Source organism: Paraburkholderia humisilvae (assembly GCF_902859855.1).
Lineage (GTDB): Bacteria > Pseudomonadota > Gammaproteobacteria > Burkholderiales > Burkholderiaceae > Paraburkholderia > Paraburkholderia humisilvae.
Map to the genome: position 1 here is coordinate 1 of NZ_CADIKH010000087.1, position 16,481 is coordinate 16,481.

The 16,481-nt window shown below is 57.5% G+C and carries 8 protein-coding genes and 3 pseudogenes; 2 read left to right on the forward strand and 9 right to left on the reverse strand.

What is annotated here, in order from left to right; translation table 11 throughout:
• Window positions 1–601: 601 nt before the first annotated feature.
• Complete coding sequence (locus HV796_RS36660; RefSeq protein WP_246356246.1) at window positions 602–1,231, reverse strand: transposase; 630 nt, start codon at window positions 1,229–1,231, stop codon at window positions 602–604.
• A gap of 1,114 nt (window positions 1,232–2,345) precedes the next feature.
• The gene (locus HV796_RS36665) at window positions 2,346–2,642 is read right to left on the reverse strand and encodes an H-NS histone family protein (RefSeq protein WP_175232755.1); all 297 of its coding nucleotides are present in this window, start codon (window positions 2,640–2,642) and stop codon (window positions 2,346–2,348) included.
• Between the two features lie 1,151 nt (window positions 2,643–3,793).
• On the opposite strand from HV796_RS36665, the pseudogene HV796_RS46070 reads away from it, so the two are divergent.
• Window positions 3,794–4,172 (forward strand): annotated as a pseudogene (locus HV796_RS46070) (IS110 family transposase); the annotation flags it as partial.
• 378 nt (window positions 4,173–4,550) lie between these two features.
• Here HV796_RS46070 and HV796_RS44540 read toward each other — a convergent pair.
• From HV796_RS44540 to HV796_RS36685, 3 genes and pseudogenes are all read right to left on the reverse strand, one after another.
• A pseudogene (locus HV796_RS44540) lies at window positions 4,551–4,975 on the reverse strand (transposase); the annotation flags it as partial.
• 3,148 nt (window positions 4,976–8,123) lie between these two features.
• Window positions 8,124–9,095, reverse strand: a complete 972-nt coding sequence (locus tag HV796_RS36680; RefSeq protein ID WP_246356247.1) for a ParB/RepB/Spo0J family partition protein — start codon at window positions 9,093–9,095, stop codon at window positions 8,124–8,126.
• Window positions 9,092–10,303: a ParA family protein gene (locus tag HV796_RS36685; protein ID WP_175232757.1), complete on the reverse strand. Its 1,212-nt coding sequence runs from the start codon at window positions 10,301–10,303 to the stop codon at window positions 9,092–9,094. The genes HV796_RS36680 and HV796_RS36685 overlap by 4 nt, the downstream gene beginning before the upstream one ends.
• Window positions 10,304–11,252: 949 nt before the next feature.
• Here HV796_RS36685 and HV796_RS36690 point away from each other — a divergent pair.
• The gene (locus HV796_RS36690; protein WP_175232765.1) at window positions 11,253–12,614 is read left to right on the forward strand and encodes a replication initiation protein; all 1,362 of its coding nucleotides are present in this window, start codon (window positions 11,253–11,255) and stop codon (window positions 12,612–12,614) included.
• A gap of 1,076 nt (window positions 12,615–13,690) precedes the next feature.
• Here the strand turns inward: HV796_RS36690 and HV796_RS36700 are convergent.
• The 4 genes and pseudogenes from HV796_RS36700 to HV796_RS46075 all read right to left on the reverse strand — a co-directional run.
• On the reverse strand, window positions 13,691–13,945 hold the full coding sequence (locus tag HV796_RS36700; protein WP_175232759.1) for a hypothetical protein: 255 nt from the start codon (window positions 13,943–13,945) through the stop codon (window positions 13,691–13,693).
• A 120-nt stretch (window positions 13,946–14,065) separates the two neighbouring features.
• Window positions 14,066–15,325 carry a tyrosine-type recombinase/integrase gene (locus HV796_RS36705; RefSeq protein WP_175232760.1) on the reverse strand — a complete coding sequence of 420 codons (1,260 nt, stop codon included), beginning with the start codon at window positions 15,323–15,325 and terminating at the stop codon, window positions 14,066–14,068.
• A 345-nt stretch (window positions 15,326–15,670) separates the two neighbouring features.
• Entirely contained in the window at window positions 15,671–16,144 is a 474-nt protein-coding gene (locus HV796_RS36715; RefSeq protein ID WP_246356248.1) for a DDE-type integrase/transposase/recombinase, read from the reverse strand.
• Window positions 16,145–16,175: 31 nt separating this feature from the next.
• A pseudogene (locus HV796_RS46075) lies at window positions 16,176–16,358 on the reverse strand (hypothetical protein); the annotation flags it as partial.
• Window positions 16,359–16,481 lie beyond the last annotated feature (123 nt).

Genomic DNA, 16,481 nt, shown 5'->3' on the forward strand with positions numbered 1-16,481 from the left:
CTATGCGGACCTCAATAATGTTCCATTTTGGCCCTTGCATACGGTCAGTTCGCAAGGGTCGATCTTAGTTTGCTGACGTTTCACTGGGCGGGACGCGTTCATTTCATTCCTGCCAGATCGGAGGGTGACCGGACAAGATAGTTGTCGCTCCGGTGGACTTTATAGTTGACGCTCTACACGTGTCAGCACCCCAACGATAATGTCCACGATTTCAGACGTTGTTCAGTTCTAGAAATCATAACGTAACGACTGTTGCCGTTGTTCAGTCAATTTCGGGCATGGGCCGAAATTTTCGGACTTTTCCAAGATGGACGCTGGGCATAGAGACGCAAATGTTCGTATTCTGGCGTGCCCTCCAGGAATCGGATACATGGGTAACCTCTGCGGAACCGTGCGTTGTGTCGCCTCACCTCCGCGACACAACGCGCGCAACTCGCCGACGGCTACGCCGATGTCATCACGCCCCCGGGATTGAACTTGCCCGAGGTCACAATTATGGTTGGTTTTCTCCTTTTGTCGGATTTCATGATCGCTTCGCAGTCTGAGTTGGGGGGAAAAAACCGCTGAATTGCAGCGACCTTACGTCTAAGTTGGGCTGCAGCTAGACTGGGTTACTGAAGTCTTCGGGTTTTTCGAAGTGTTCACAATGAAAGGCCATCAAGAATGTTAGGTACCGCCCGCGAACGCTCAATGGCATCCTGGCTACGGTCTGCCCGCGGTCGCCGCATCGCTTGCTGGATGGATACCAGCTGTTGATACCGATCAACGTGCGCCCGTACCGCTCGGCTTTGTACGTCGGTTGCCGCACGAACTCGGACCAGTTTGCATCACTGATCGATTTCACAAGCGCGCGGTGCTTCTGCATATTGCTGATAACAAGGCTTTCGATGGTGATCACCTGGTTCCCGTTTATCAGTAGGATCGAAAGCTTGGTCAGGAGGTCCCTGCGGGTGCCTGCCACCCTGGCATGCAGTTTTGCCACCTTTAGCCTCGCCTTCCTTCGGTTGGCAAAGCCGATCTGTTTCTTCGCGAGTCGGCGTTGCGCCATCGCGAGTTTCGATTCGTTCTTGCGGAACGTGTCCGGCGCATCGATTTTCTCGACGGTCAAGAGGAGTGCGAAGTGGGTCAGTCCGACAGAGATGCCGACCTGGCTCTTCACCTTCTTCTTTGGCGATACCACGTCGTCGCAAAGGATCGAGACATGGAATCGGCCGACGGTGTCCATGGACACCGTGACCGTCGCAGGCTTCGCGCCCTTCGGCCACGTGCGCGACCAGCGGATTGCAAGCGGCGCGCGTCCATCTTCGTAAGCTTCAGAGACGAGCCATCCCGCTTTAAGGCGCTCGTCGTGTACCCGGCTGACTGGACGCCATCCTTGCGCCGGAAGTCTGGATACTTCGCCCGCTTCGGGAAGAAATTAGCGAATGCGGTGTGCAAGTGCCGTAGCGCCTGCTGCACTTGCACATCGGCTCCCTAAATGCAGCGGGCACCTGGCCGGTACTCGGCACCACGGAGGTTCAGTAGTTCCCCGCCGTCAGTGTCTGACAATAATCGGAGAATTATTGCGGCCCTTATCGTCTTGCATCGGCTGTTTACCTCCACCCGCCATGCATCATCGGCGAAACGCTGCTCACCCGTGTTCAACTCGCCGGTCACGGCAAGACAGTAACAATGGTTTACGACATCTTGAATACACGTTGACGTCGAAAAGCCGCACTGTAGTCGTTTGCGCCCTCCGTGCCGCGGCCCGTTTCAGCACAACGGCCCGCCAGAGCGCGCAGCGGAAACTCCATTGGATGTATCGCCGGAGGTGCCGCTTGCATGGCACGCCAGCCAAGAGAATAGCGCGGAAGGGATTCGACTGAAGCCCTCGTGCGCAGCACCAGTAAAACCAAGGTACACCACATGTGGACCACTGGCTTGAGGTGCAATCGTTCAGGTAGTCCTTGTGCGCTTCTGCGCTTCGGGCGCAATCTTTGTTCGGCGCTGCGCATGTGGGCGCACTATTAACGGTGCAAACAGATTGATGCTGAGCGCAGATGCTCGCCGACCCCGCGTGCTTGAGTCCAAAGCAAGCTGATGAGCAAAAGGAGCGCCGTACTATGTGCTGATTGGGCCCATTTGCCAAGGGCGGACGCCGGATTGAAACATCGCTCGGCAACGGGCTGGAGCCGCGTTAAACACAATCCGAATTATTTTGTGCCGGGCGAAGCCGCCCGGCTATTTTGCTCTCGATCAACCGCTCAAATCGGTTGATCATTTCGTGACCGGCGTGAGCAGAGCCGCTTACATATGGCAACGCCTCACGTTCAACCGGCGTCGAGAAGGGTTTAGCTAGGAATGCATCAAGTCTTAATCAGAAACCGCTCGCGTTTCTTCCCTTTGATCCAGTGCGGCTCGCGACCGCGGCCGCTCCAGGTTGTGCCGGTACTCGGGTCACGGTATTTTGGCAGAACAGCGCCGCGAGCTCCCGTCTTACGCGAGGCACGCTCGCGCCCAAACACCTGTTCTGGGGTTAGCCCGTACTCGGCCACCCGTGATCGCACATCCTCAATGACCACTTGGATCTCGGCCAAGCGTGCCTTCTCCGCCTGCTGCAACAGTGTTTCCGCTTGCGCTCTCAGTTCTAGGTAAGTCGCCATCGTCAACATCCTCCGTAAAAATATCGATAATATAGCCGATAAAATCTATTTGGTACATTATTCCAAGCATTTTGGGAGCGCCGATGTAATATTATTTACCCGGCCTTTCATTCTTCGTACCTGACCCGCGGGTCGAAATCGATCGACACCTTATCCACGTATGGACATCCGCTCGAAGCAAACCTCACATTCACCCCTAAAATGAAGCAGCAACGCGCCTTCGCTTGATGCATAACATCTTCGGAGCGTTTGGGTGGATCTCGCAATCTGACTTGCCCGGGAAATTTTCCCGGCATCCCGACTGGAGAACCCGAGTACAGGTGGATGCGGCACGTCGATAATCGCCAGCAACTACGAGTAATGTATCCAGACATCGGCGCTGCTCGTAGCCGCTTCACGTGCACACGCGACACACGTAGCAAAGCCCCCGAAAGAATTTGTATAGAAGCAATAGCAGCGCAATAGCCGGCGCCCCTCTCTGGCCTTCGCTTTTTACAATGTGTCACAGATCGGCACAATAGAGCCGAGAATCATCGGCATGATTCAGGCCATTGGGACCGACCCAGAAAGGCGATATTGAAGGGTTTCTAGGATGCGGCTTTTGCCGGACCGTGCGATGGAATGCGCCGCTCGCTGCATTTTGATCCAGTGCGTGGCAAACCTCGTCTTTCAGGGACCTTTAGGGCGGGGAGATGTCAAAATGCGCGGCCGGCACGACCCCGACCCGGGTCTCGCCGCAGTGACTGTCCCCTAGGTCGATTTGCTATTCGATAACCTGGGGGTCCATGTCATCGACCCGGGCGGCCGACGCGCGGCTGATGCGCGAGCAGGTTTGTGCCGCGACGCGGATGCTCGCGTGGCTGGACGCTCGGCACTCGCCTCCTTCGGCCCAAGCTGGCGGATCCAGAGCTGCACATCTTTCAACGCGCGCCTCTATCACTCGTGGCAGTTGCGCGGGTTTATGGCCTCGCCCGCTTCCATCTTCACTGCCCACGCATCCGCCTTCATCGTCCTGCTGGCAATCAAAGCCACACGCCCTGAGTCCGTCGGGCTGGGTTCGCACGCGCTAAAGCAAGCGCTTCGCAAACTGGACGTTGTGTTTCAGGCGTCCCTATCCGACTATTCAAACGCTTCTGGCGGCGTGACGCACTCAGTTCACCACCGCGATCGGCATGTTTGCCGAGCTCGGTAGATCACCCGCGACCGCGGACCGCCGAGCTTAGTTTCTCCTCGGGCCAGAGGCACAGGCTGGGCAGCATCACAAAGACCGCCAACGGCCATGTGCGAGCGGCATGGGTACCCATCACCCCGCCAGGGCCAGCTCCGCCATAATGCAGTGCCAAAGGCCATCATCGATTGCGCGTGGGATGCACAGCTGCGGCTGTGCAAGCGGTGTCGCAGACTGGTTGCCCGTGGTAAGCATTCCCAACGTCGCCGTGATAGCGATCGTCCGGGAGCTCGCCGCATTTCGTGTGGGATATCGCGCGAATGACCTCACGCCCGACCGACTTGCAATCACACACGCACTGATCACGGCACCATTGCGCATTCAACGGAGGAAGAACGGGCTGCAGAGGACGAGGCAGCACGGTCCGTGAACAATCCGCGAAGATGCAGAACAGAACCTGGCGATACTTGACTGCGGAAGTCATATCAGCATCTAGGGAAACACTGACCAATGGACCAACTGCCCAAATCATACGCGAGATGGCGTGGGATTTTCCGGATGACGAAGCGAATCGACGCTCAGCCATCCTCTGCGGATGACTTCCCCGGTCGTTTACAACCATGCCTTTAAAACACAGCAGCGCCGGGTGGTCTGAATCCTCCGCTGCAAGACGCCGGGATGCCTTCTTTCATCGTCAAATACGGCACCGCAGGCTCAGTCTGAGTTCGTGACACACGTCATTCGTTTCCCTTCTTCGCTTGATGCATCTCCGGATCACGCCCCTTCCCGGCGTTTCTGATCGACGTCGGTGCCGCTGTAATCGGCGCATCAACCAGCGCGTGCTCCATAATCGATAGTCCTCGCGCGCACGGCGAGTTGCCGATTTCGTCGAACAGTTCGCGCGTCAGTTAGTTCGGCCAGCATGAGCAGGAACTTCAACAGCGTGGTCACGGCCGGCACGTTTCGACCCACCAGATCAATACCGGCGAAAGCGCGCAGCGCGATGCTGTCATACGGTGTATCTTCAGCCCGTCGTCCGACAGCCCGTACCAGTGTTGCAGGAAGAAATCCGGAGTATTTGTTCCATGCCAATCGGCCCACGGCCTCGCATGCCGCTCGGGTAGTGAGGTTTGATTGCAGACAACAAGCATTGCCACTGCACAACAATTGCCTGCAACTTCCGGCGCTGCGAAGCACATCAGCTGGGCGCAAGCCAACCGATATCTTCCATTTGCGCCAGCGGCTTGCACAGCGGGCTCCCATGCGGCCTCGTAACCATGGACCTGTGTGCCTGCACATCCTCAGCTAGTGCAAGGGCTCGGAATTCCGCGTGGTTGCGTTCACGTGGCAAACGTGCCATTGCTCGGAGATACCGATGACCACCCGTTCGTGAACCTCCGAGCCCAGAATCGGCATTCGGGCGTTGTCGGGAAGATTTCGTCTGCAGGTCCAATTGGGCGTCTACCCTGCCTCGGCCTCGCAGCGACCGAAGAGCGATGATCAATCGCTGCCAGCTGTCGACGTGACCGCGCGCGGGCGGCGAGGTCGCGTCTGCGGGCTCACGTAATTTGCAGTACAAAATATTGCGTGTGATACAAAGCGAACAAAAACGGCTGACACCGTTCGGTTTTTGACGCACCTCTGCTTTGTACCCATCCTATCCGCGTTGTTCATATCCACGGGCGCGCGATCATCGGGCAGCGGGAGATCAGCACGTGGCTAGGCAGTTCCATCCAACCTCGGGCTTATAACGCCGACTATTTTCTCTTCGGCGGGTCGGTCCCGTCTAAGCCTGCGGAATCTTTATGGCGTCACCGAACGTCGCAATCGGCCACTAAAGCACGCACTTCTAGTGGCGCCTGTATTGGAAGGTGCGTGATTTCCTCGTCATTGCTGAGCGACACTGGGATCGCGTTTCTGGGCGTCCTCAGATACGGGATACCGCGCGGATCACGCTTTGTGCACCCGCGATTACCAGAAACCAAGATGCGTTGCATACGCGCTGCTGTGTGCAATCGTATCGTCTGACAAAGTGTACGTTGCGATTGGGAAGGGTAGTCCGGAGACGGTCCGCCACTAATGATCGCGCTAGTGTGGAGCGCACGAACCCGAGGGGCGGCGTGTACCGGGCTCTTGGACGAAATCGCTCCAGTGTGGAGCGCGTCGCCGAACAGATCAACTGTAGTTACACGTGGCACTCCCCGCGGCCGGCGGTTGCACCAGGTTCGGAAATGATTCCGCATAACTTTGGCCGATCGTCGATAGCAGATCTATTTGGCCTAAGTTGACGAATCATGTTTGTTGCGCACCCCCTGTTTCGGCCCGCCACTAACTCTACGGGAGGCGTCGTCATCGATTTTGCAGTCGCCCGCAGATGAGAGTTTTACTTTCTCGGAAATATTAAATAAGCACTCCTGTGTTTTATACGACAATGGTTTTACTGGACATATCTCGCGTGTTGCCAAATGCGCCCGGTGGCTGCCGCTCCATTCGGATCGCCAATGCATGCATGTCAGAGGACCATGTTCGCTCGATCTACAGATGCCATTCATCCGGGCAGTTCAGTGTCAAGTTCTGTTCACATTTTCACCAACGGCCAAAAGGCACAGGCAAACGAAGCGAAGGCGAGATGGTTACCTGGGAGCTTGCCATAACGGGTGACGACACGACGCGAATGCTTGATGCGATTGAAAAGCGTTCCCCGATGCTCCGAGTTCGATACAGCACGAGGCTATAGCGATGCGTGGTCTGCCGGTTAGAACGCTGCGGGATTCCTACCTTCGCACGCTGCGCAAAGGCGTTCAAGCCGTAGCTCTTTTCAGCGATGATCGGCTTGGTGCGCGGATACTTAGCCAGCTCATTTGCGCTCGAAGTATCGGAGAGTTGGCGTTCGGGGGAGGCCAACCGCAGGGGGCGTAAGGAGCGCAAGCTGGTGCGCGTGCACAGTTGTCAAATCGACCAACACATGACTGATCTCGGCTTCGTCGATCACGACGTGAATCACGTATTCCGCCGCCCCCTGCAACGACATCTTGAGAGCCGCATGTACAGTGTATGCAATCGCTCAAACGGCTTCGACAGATCGTGCCACGGGCGGCCAGGTTGGGCCAATCCAGAGAGCCACTTGGACAAACCAGCGATTGTTGACCGCTGTTCGTCCTAGGCCACCCTCCTTTATCCAGAGAGATGGATCTGATTTGGGCTCATACCGCGTCGCTCAGTAGCATTGGAATCACTCTGGCATGTTCGCGCGCACAAAATAGAACGAATTTCATCGAGTGTAGGCAACCGCTAGTGAACGCATCTCAATTCCTAACTGGGTTAGCGCCATGATCGGGGTTCTCGGCGTAGCGCCGGCGCCCCGAATGGAACCAAGAGCATCCTGTCATGGAATGACGGTGATGCTCGGAGACACCCAGACGACAAACCGCTACGCTCGTAACCCGCGAGGGCGTAGTCCCAACAGCCCCCTTCGCGGAACCGGCGCCAAGTCGACGAAGAGTTGAGTCGAATGCATCGCGCGATGGGGATACCGCCAGCAATACCGCGCCTTTAGCGGAAGCATCGGCAGTCTATCCGTGGCTGTTCAAATGCGGACGCTGACGGTGAACAACGGCGCCCTTCAGATAATAGATTGCGTTAGCGGTGTAGGGACAATTCGCCGCGAACGATCGAGTACTTTTCGGAGCGATAGCAGTTCAACGGCGACTGGGTCGCGCTAGGGTCTTTCGGATTTGGCTGATCAGCGTCTCTAGTAGAGACACTGCGCAAAGGCAGTGCCTAGATTGTGATGCGCTTTGGCTCTGCGCCGATTAAGGCATCCATTAACGACGTTCAGGGTTCCTCGCTTACAACATGCGTAACAACGCGCATCCCGGGTGTCTCTAGTAGAGACACCGCAGAAATGAACACTACATCGAGATTGCTTACGGTTGGTCGCGGGCCTGTGTCTCTAGTAGAGACACAGAAGGCTGGCGCATCGCCCAGGTACGTGGCGCTCAGCCTTCATGTTCCGAAGAAAAGGCGGCAAAGCAAGCGTGCGACATCGCGGGATTCGGTCTGGTCCGACGGGCAGTGTCTCTAGTAGAGTCAAGCCGGGCCACCGCTTTGTATGGACGCAGTGGTACGCGTCAGAGGTGTTTCTAGTAGAGGCGTTGCAGTAAGGAGGGCGCGCGACGCTGGTGGGCTTCGGCCTGGCCACCGGATAGTGCCTCTAATTGAGACACTGTGCGTTACCACACAGCGCAGATGTAGTGGCGCGTAATCGCGATGTTCCGGCTTGAGAGATCGCGATTACGCTACGTTGGGATACTTCAGCCAACTTCGTCGTTGAACAGTTGATTCATGAGCTCGCGGATCTGTGCTTCTTGCGCGTCCGACAAAACTCCTGACTTGATTTTCACCGTGAAACTATGGCTATCCTTCGTAATGCTTCCCGCGTGCTGCCGCCCGGAGAACAGCTTCTCGATACGACGTTCGGTACTCGTGGCGTTCGTCGAGCGCTGCGTCGATACCATCGTACTTACTGCTGCGGCGATTTTTCCCTGATCCATCTTTCCAGCTACGACGAACGGCCACAGCTCTTTCGTCGCAGATATTCCTGCATCGCCGTGCTTCTTAAGCGTGGCAACGAGGTCCTGCGCAGCGTTGCCGCCAAGCAACCTCGGATTCAGGTTGAGGTCATTTCGCACAAAATCCGGCAGCGCATCAAACGATAGGAACCGGTAAAGGCCCGCGCGAGACATTCCCAAAGCTTCCGCCATTCTTTTCCTGTTCGGAAATTCCGCCTCACTACGTCGCAAAGATTGTCCAATCTCGTAGTCCGCCAGATCCTCCCGATTGACGTTCTCCACGAGCGCGAGCACCGCCATATCCTGGTCGGAACACTCGACAACAAGAGCTCGGATCGTAGGTTTTTCAAGCATCTGGTGAGCACGAAGGCGGCGTTCGCCGGCCACAAGCTGATATGCAGCTTGAACCCTACGCACAATAATCGGTTCGACAAGGCCCACCTCCCTAATCGATTCGGCCAGCTCGGACAACTTCGCCGGATCGAACACCCTTCTCGGTTGCCACGGATTCGGCACGATCTCGTGCAGTGGCAGCTCAGATTGTGCCCCCGCCGCCTCCAACTCCTGAATGCGCATGTTAGCGGCGGCTAAGGCGCCGGCCATACCCGGCCCTGTCTTCGGAGTCTGGGCTGGCCGTTGCACTTCTTCGGCCTGAATATCCGATGTAGAGCGCAGATTTCCCGTCTTCTCAGCCATGCGTGCACGAATATTCATTGTCCGAGCCTCCATTTTTCAACGTAAAGGTCATCAAGCCAGCGACAGTACTCCATCAAAGGCTGCCGAACACGCTGAACCGTTTTGGCGACCCCATCCGCCTTACTGATATCAAACACCGTTGACAATGCCAGCGCACCGTTGCTCATAACCGAGCTCGCCGGGATCTCAATGGTACTTAGCCACTCGCCGTACGCACGTTGCACCCAGGAACGCACAATCGGAGCCGACGATGTCGTGCCGTAATCGACCTTCGAGAGTAGCAACGAAATAAAATCATATTTCTTCGCACCTTCCATTTCCATGAAATTGGCCGCAATGTCTGAGAAGAGATTCCAGAACGACACAGAGCTGATGAAATCCAGACTCTCCGGAACTAGCGGCATGACCATGGCGTCGGCAGCCATCAAGGCATTCAGCGTGAGATACGACAGAGAAGGGGCGGTATCGAGAATAATGTAGTCGTACTTTTTGCGAAGTGGCTCCAAGCCTTGCCCCAAAATCGCCCAAAACTTGTAGGTCGGCCTCACCTTCAGCATCGCGGGTAGGTGAAATTCCGCACCAAATAGCGATGGGTGCGCCGGAATCATATCCAGTCCGTCCCAGTAGGTCGATTTGACGACCGTTGAGAGCCCGCCCTCAATATTTTGGTCGTAAATAAAAGGCAATACTGTCGAATCCTCGTCCACTTCCTTTTCAGCATACAGACCGCATAGTTCCGACAGCGACGCCTGAGGATCGAGGTCGATCGCTAAAACCTTGCGCCCTCGTAATGACAGCCCCTGCGCAAGACACATACTTGTGGTGGTTTTCGTTGAACCTCCCTTGAAGTTTGCAACGAGTAGTACTCTACCGTCCGCATCACGAGAGCCGGACACTAACGGAGACTGATAGATTTCCGAAACCTGTTGTACGAACGTGCGAGCCTCTGCCAGCGTGAACAATCGGCTGCGTCCCGTCCCGTATGCCACACCCGACGGCAACCCGCCCCCTTCGCGCGTCGCAAGATAATGAATTTTGCCCCTATCGAGTCCGCACAACTCCGCCACCTCGGAGGTAGTGAACGTGGGCGCGTTCTTTCGCGGGCGAGGAGCCAGAATCTGGTTACGTAGCTCGTCAGTCAGAATACCGACCTTTTCCGAAAACTCGGCGATAAACGAGAGACTTACGCTCCGATCTATCATCGGCAATTCGCTTTTCTTTGACATTTCCACGCTTTTCCTCAAAATTGAGTCAAGCCGTAGAATACAGCAAAAAGCAAACAGAAACCCCCGTCAATTAAGGCCTACAAAGGAGAGGGCAGGGCCGTCCGCCCCACCCGGGACCCTCGTGGAACGTCTACCCGTTTCAGGGTCGCCCATCCGGAATGAGCAAGGTGAGAGCTTTTGTACGATTTTGTCGTCCACGAAGAACTAGCGTTACAAAACATCTCACCTTCGACTATGACACCCTAGGCGTGAGCCAAGTCCTTGGCTGGCCCTTGGAGCCTTGCATGTACCCTCTTCATCCCGTGCCTTGTCCGTCGTGCACCCTTTTCGGAGCACTTCACGCGCATGGAGTACAAAACATCTCACCTAGATCACCACGCCGCGCTTGCCCTCAGACACAAAATATCTCACCTTCCCGCTTAGGACACTTCCGTTCGTATGTTGTTTTATGAACAACAACCGACACACCAACTAACAGCGATGCCTTGCTTCGTATTAAATCAAAGACTTAGTCAATCAAAGGTGAGCATTTCTGTCCCAAAGGTGAGGGATTTTGTACACGACGGTGAAAATGTTTGTGCGCCTAGAGTGAGCGATATTCCACCCTGACGTGAGATCGCTTGGGCAGCAATCCTGTGAGGGTGAGGATTTTTGTTCACTCTCGTAACTGCAGATATGCCCATGAAAAATCAATGGGTTGCGACAACCCACTTAGCTGCGATGGTGAGGCTTTCTGTACACCATGGTGAAACTTTGTGTACCGGTCAGCCTATCGGGGAAGCAGGACGCTGACCGTGCGTTGTGCAATGCATGGTGAGAACATTTGTGCCTTGCCTTGGTGAGACTTTTTGTTTTGACTTCTCACCTACGCGTGCTAATCTGCGGCGCAAGTCAAGTTCGGGAGAGGCCAGTGACAGACGACGTCGTCGCGAAGGCGACAACGCGGCAGATGTCCCTTGCACTATTTGAGGACATGTTTTCCGAGGGGCTGCCTATTAGCGACGCCTCAAAGGAGATCGGATATCAGCGCAACAACGTCTTTATTGACATCACCGATCTCGGCATCGCTGCCCGCCGTCTTATTGACGCCGCCTATTTTATCGTTGCCCAAGAGGAGCACGTAGCGCCGCACTACGACGTTGAGCTGAACTATTTCAAATGGCTCATGCGCTACGACAGCAAGAACCACACGCACCTTCGCTCGGTGATAACTGAAGCGCAAAAAGCGCTAATTCAGGTAACGGATACGCCCCACAACCGGGCGCCGACTGCCGAAGACCTTTGGGTGTCTGTGCAGCTAGTCGGCATCGTCGGCATTCGCGCAGGGCGTATCCGCTTCGAGGTACCTCCGCAGCTTTTGCGCCACATCAGGGATCCACAGAAATCCCACTGGTTAAGTTTGCGCATTACCTCTGCCTTCACGCTGAGCGCGGCACGCGCTATCTACGACCACGTCTTACCTTTCATTCACCAGGGTCTGACAGACTGGATTCCACTGGAATTGGTGCGAGCTTGGGTCGGTAAGTCAGGGACCAGTGCAGCGGTGTTCAAGTACTTCAAACGTGACACGCTCGAACCGGCCGTGCGCCAGATCAACGAGCTTTCGGACATCGAGCTTGCGTATGAAACAAGGACCGAATCGCCCTCCTCGAAAAAGATCGACAGGCTCAGATTCCGAGTCAACCGCAAGGATACGGCCGACTCCGTACGCGCCAGCTTGCAGGGGGCGCAGGAACTGTATCTAACCCTGAAGAACGAATTTGGCATCACCACCAAGCAGTTCAACCTTGTCTCCGAAAATCGTGCCGTTTGGACTGACGAACGTATCCAGCAGGCAATCGAGTACACGCGCTTTAGGCTTGATCAGGGGAAGGTTACGCAAAGTCCGGCTGGATATCTCATGAAGGCGCTTCGTGACAATTGGCAAATACCGGACGCCGAGCGCAGGATGGTTCAGGTACTCGAGGAAAAGGCCGCGGCCGAACGCGCGGGGGAAACCGCGAAAGCGCAAGCTATAAAGCATGTCGAAGCGAGCCATGCGGCACGTGACGCCGAGGTTAAGTCGAGAATTGCACAGGAAGTGGATTTAGGGCGCGAGCAATTTGCCGGGGCCGACGCACGGGCGAGGAAGGAGTTCGTGCGTGGATATGTAGCCTCGCCTGCGGGCAAGCTGCTTCTGAGGCGCCTTAAACTTGACCCCACTTCCTTGACCGAGGCCGAACTCCTCGGGCATGCGGATCTCTCGTGGGGTTTCCTGCAATATGTGTTCTTGAGAAGTAAGGGCAGAAGACAAACCTCTGCGTCGACATAAAGGACGGCCCGCCTTAGGCTGACTTTGACAGTACAAAGCGCGTGGCCAACTCCCGCCTTACGCTTGAACGCGCGAGTCGGACGGGGCGGGCGGAGTCCGAGAATCACCGGGCTCGTGAAACAGCATTAATGGAAAGGCAACGTTAGCTAAGTATCAGTCAGACAACGGAATTGGTCGTAATTTTGACCTCTCTGATGTATATGTTTCACGCAACGGTTGCCTCGCTGGCCGATGAATTTGCGCACATTTTCAATGCGAATGCCATAAGTGGCAATGATTACATGTCTATGTAGTGAGCACTACGTGTTTTGTAATTATATGATCTTTGCGTGATCCGATGAGCGCAGGGCACGGCAGTGAAATGGCTGGTATCGCGCTTTGGGGCCACCTCACCAAGCCGTCGTCGTCGGAGGAGGGTGTCTTCGTACCGCAAAGGCTTGAGTCAGTAAAAATCCTTCCTCCGGTTGGGCAAACAGCGCCAAAATTGTGGCGCAAGGTCACTGCAGAGTCGGTCTACCGTGTTGAGGTAACAGCAGCCTGTGACAGGCTGCCGTTTCAAATCTGGCTCTAACTGCCGGACTCGTCCCGGTAAGTCATGACGCCCAGCCGAACGTTCCACCAAAACATTTTATCCCAGCAGGCGTGGGATTCCCGGAACGACACGTCCGGCGCGTAATGTTTCGCGAACACCTGAAGCCCGGTCATATTGCGGGTTTCAGGCGAGGTCCCCCACTCCGGATGCGCCGCGTGGGCGGCGTCTTTCAGCGCTTCCAGCTCCGAGCGTCTGAAGGACTAGCGCACGGTCCTCAAGCTGGCTTTTGCTGGCAGGCGGCCTATGTGCGGAACGAGGGATTTAGAACCCCGGATTTTTCCTTGCCGTTCAAGTTCTTAGGCAATTTTGAAGGGCAAGATTTCAGGATGGCGCGCCCGGCTAGGATCGAACCAGCAACCCCTGCCTTCGTAGCATCGGATCACGATTCCTGCTGCGGGCGTGCCCCCACTACGCGCGGAGCAAACGCTGGAGGACTCAAATGCGGCGGGGCGGTGGGCACAAGCGCCATGCGCGATGATTTGCATCACATGGCATCAAGCGCCGTGCTCGAATCGCGCGGAGGAATGCCTTTGAGTTGGCACGACCGTAGGAACGCCGCCAGCGAGCGGGTCGCATTCTTGCGGAGCATGCCTTCCTGGCGCGCGTAGAATGTCGCAGAGCCGTTCATGCCGACGAACCGGCCGCAGTAGATGTCGCTCCCGTCATCGAACTCCACCAGGGCGTCAAACCCGTTGATGACGATGCGGTGCGTCGGCTTCAATGCGTTCGATGCGGACATCGGAAGTCCTCCGTGAGGTGCCGGGCCAGCTTACCGCGGGAAAGGTGACGCGTGTATGACAGTAAAATCGATGATGGACGCGCTAATTTCAGTGCCGTAACCGCACGCACAAAGTGTGAATCATCCTCGCGTGATATCGCGCCGGTGGTATTGCGCCGCCTCCTGCATCACCGTGTCCGGCCCGGCCTCTGCATAGCTTGTGGTCGTCTCAAGCGAGCGGTGGCCCATGATGCACCGGAGAACCTCAAGTGGCATGCCATGCGCGGCAGCCCGGGTGCCGAAGGTATGGCGTAGTGCATGCGGTGAAACTGATGCGAGCCGCTGCCTGTCGTCAGGCGTCAGATCCGGCATTCCGGCGATGAGGCGCCTGGTGGCCCAACGCAACATCCGGTTGATGCCGTCAGGCGAATACGAAACGTCGTCGTTGTTGCCATGTCTTTTTCGGGCCTGTGGGGTAGGGGGAATGTACTGGAGCCTGATGAGCGGGCCGCGCGTGGCCGCATCGAGATCAAGCCCGAGGTCGCGCCAGTGCGCCCGCAGCGCGACGACTGCGGCTGGGCTGACGGGCACGGTGCGCCGTCTGCCCGGCTTGCCCGGCACGGTAAGTGTCCAGAGCGGTACTTTGGCCGTGGTGGACGGCGCGAGCTCTTCGCGCCGTGCTTGTGTCAATTCATCGCGGCGCAATCCGCAGTCCCCGCAGAGCAGGACAACCGCACGCACGGTGCGCCAGTAGCTGGCCGACGGCCGCTCGCACTGCATATCGATATGTTCACGCAGGCGCTGCCAGAGATCTTCGGGCAGCGCACGTCCAGTCTGTAGCGAAGTCTCCCGTCTGGTGACGGCAGGGTCCCGGACGGCTTTCCAGGGATTGGCCGCGAGATATCGGACATCCACCAGCCACGCGAACGCGGCGCGCAGCGTCCGGACGGCGTACCTGCGACTTTCGGGAAGCAGGGGCGTGAGGGCAAACGGGCGCCAGCGGCCGCTCGTCCGGTTCGCGCGGGGGCCCGTGAAAGACGGCGCGGGTGCTTGCAGAAATTGTTTGTAGGCCTCGCAATCTTCGGCCCGCACTGCGCTCAGGGCGGTGCCGCGCACGCAGATCGCCCACAGGAGAAAGCGTTCGAGCTCCCGGCTATAGGCGCGTAGCGTTTTGGGCTGCCCGGCATACCGGTCCAACCAGGCGCGCACGGCCTGCAGGTCGTTGTGTGCTGCGATGGCGGGTGTGCCCAAGGCCCGGTTTTCACCGTGCGAGCCTGAAAATTCGGGGCGCAGGGTGACGCGTTCAAGTGGAGTAGGCAGGCTGCCCGGGCCGATGTCAATGGTCGCAGCCTCGGCGTTCGGAACAGACACCGGGTCGCGCGGGTGTTGCGGCAGAGTCATCGGCGCTCCTTTTTTAAAGCCCCGTTGAGGGTGACCCGGTTCGACGGATAGATTTGCAGTTGAGTTTAATGCGGAGTGGCACCTCCCGATAAGGTTGAATCGCGGGTTGTCCACGGGCGGGCGGCGGGTCGCCTGTCTCGACCATGACGCTGCCAGGCAGGGGGCAACCCACGAGGCGGCACAGTTTGCCTGCGGCGTTCAGATTTTGGAATTCGAGCGGTGAACAATATCCAATGCTGCCATGCAGACGGCGCACGTTGTACATACCAGCTCTCCAGGAACCAGAAGATGCGCTGCCGGGCCTGTTCATGGGTCGCGAAGTGTTCGCGCGTGAGCAATAGCGCTTCAGGTGTGCCGAAGAAGGACTCGCACATGGCGTTGTCGTACGCGTCGCCGGCCGTCCCCATTGACGGCTGCACGCCGGCTTCGCGGCAGCGCCGCCCGAATGCTATGGATGTATATTGGGCTGCCCTGGTCCGGGTGCAGGATGACGCCCTCGTGGCGTCGCTGACGCAACGCCATGCCCAGCGCACGCAACATGAGTTCGGTGTACAGATGGTTCGACATCGCCCACCCGGCGATGCGTCGGCTGAATACATCCAGCACCACAGCCAGATACAGAAATCCCTCACCGGTCGGGATACAGGTGGCGTCCGCCACCCACAGCACGTTGGGCGCGTCGGCGCTGAAGTGCCGGCGGACCAGGTCCGGCGCACGCCGTGCCCCCGCACGTTGTCTCGTGGTACGCGGCCAGCGCCGCCGGCTTGCCCCGCACAGACCCGCCATGCGCCAGGCGCGCCACCCGCTTGCGACCCACATGCCCGCCTTCGCGCACGAGTTGCGCGTGGATACGCGGTGCACCATAGGTGCCGCGCGAACCCGCATGCAGCGTGCGGATGTGCGACAGTAACTGCGCGTCACTGCATGCCCGCCTCGAAGGCTCACGTAAGCGCCACGCGTAGAAACCACTGGCCGAGCCCCCCAGCAGCCGTGCCATAGTGACGATGGGCCAGCGGGCCCGGTTCGCGCTCATGAATCCGTACCGCCCTTCGGTGGCACGGCTCCCGTCTCGCGCGCGAACCAGGCCGCCGCGTGAGAATTGAAATGAGCGCCTCCTACCCCCCGTATTCCAGCGGACGTTCACGGGCCCGACGGT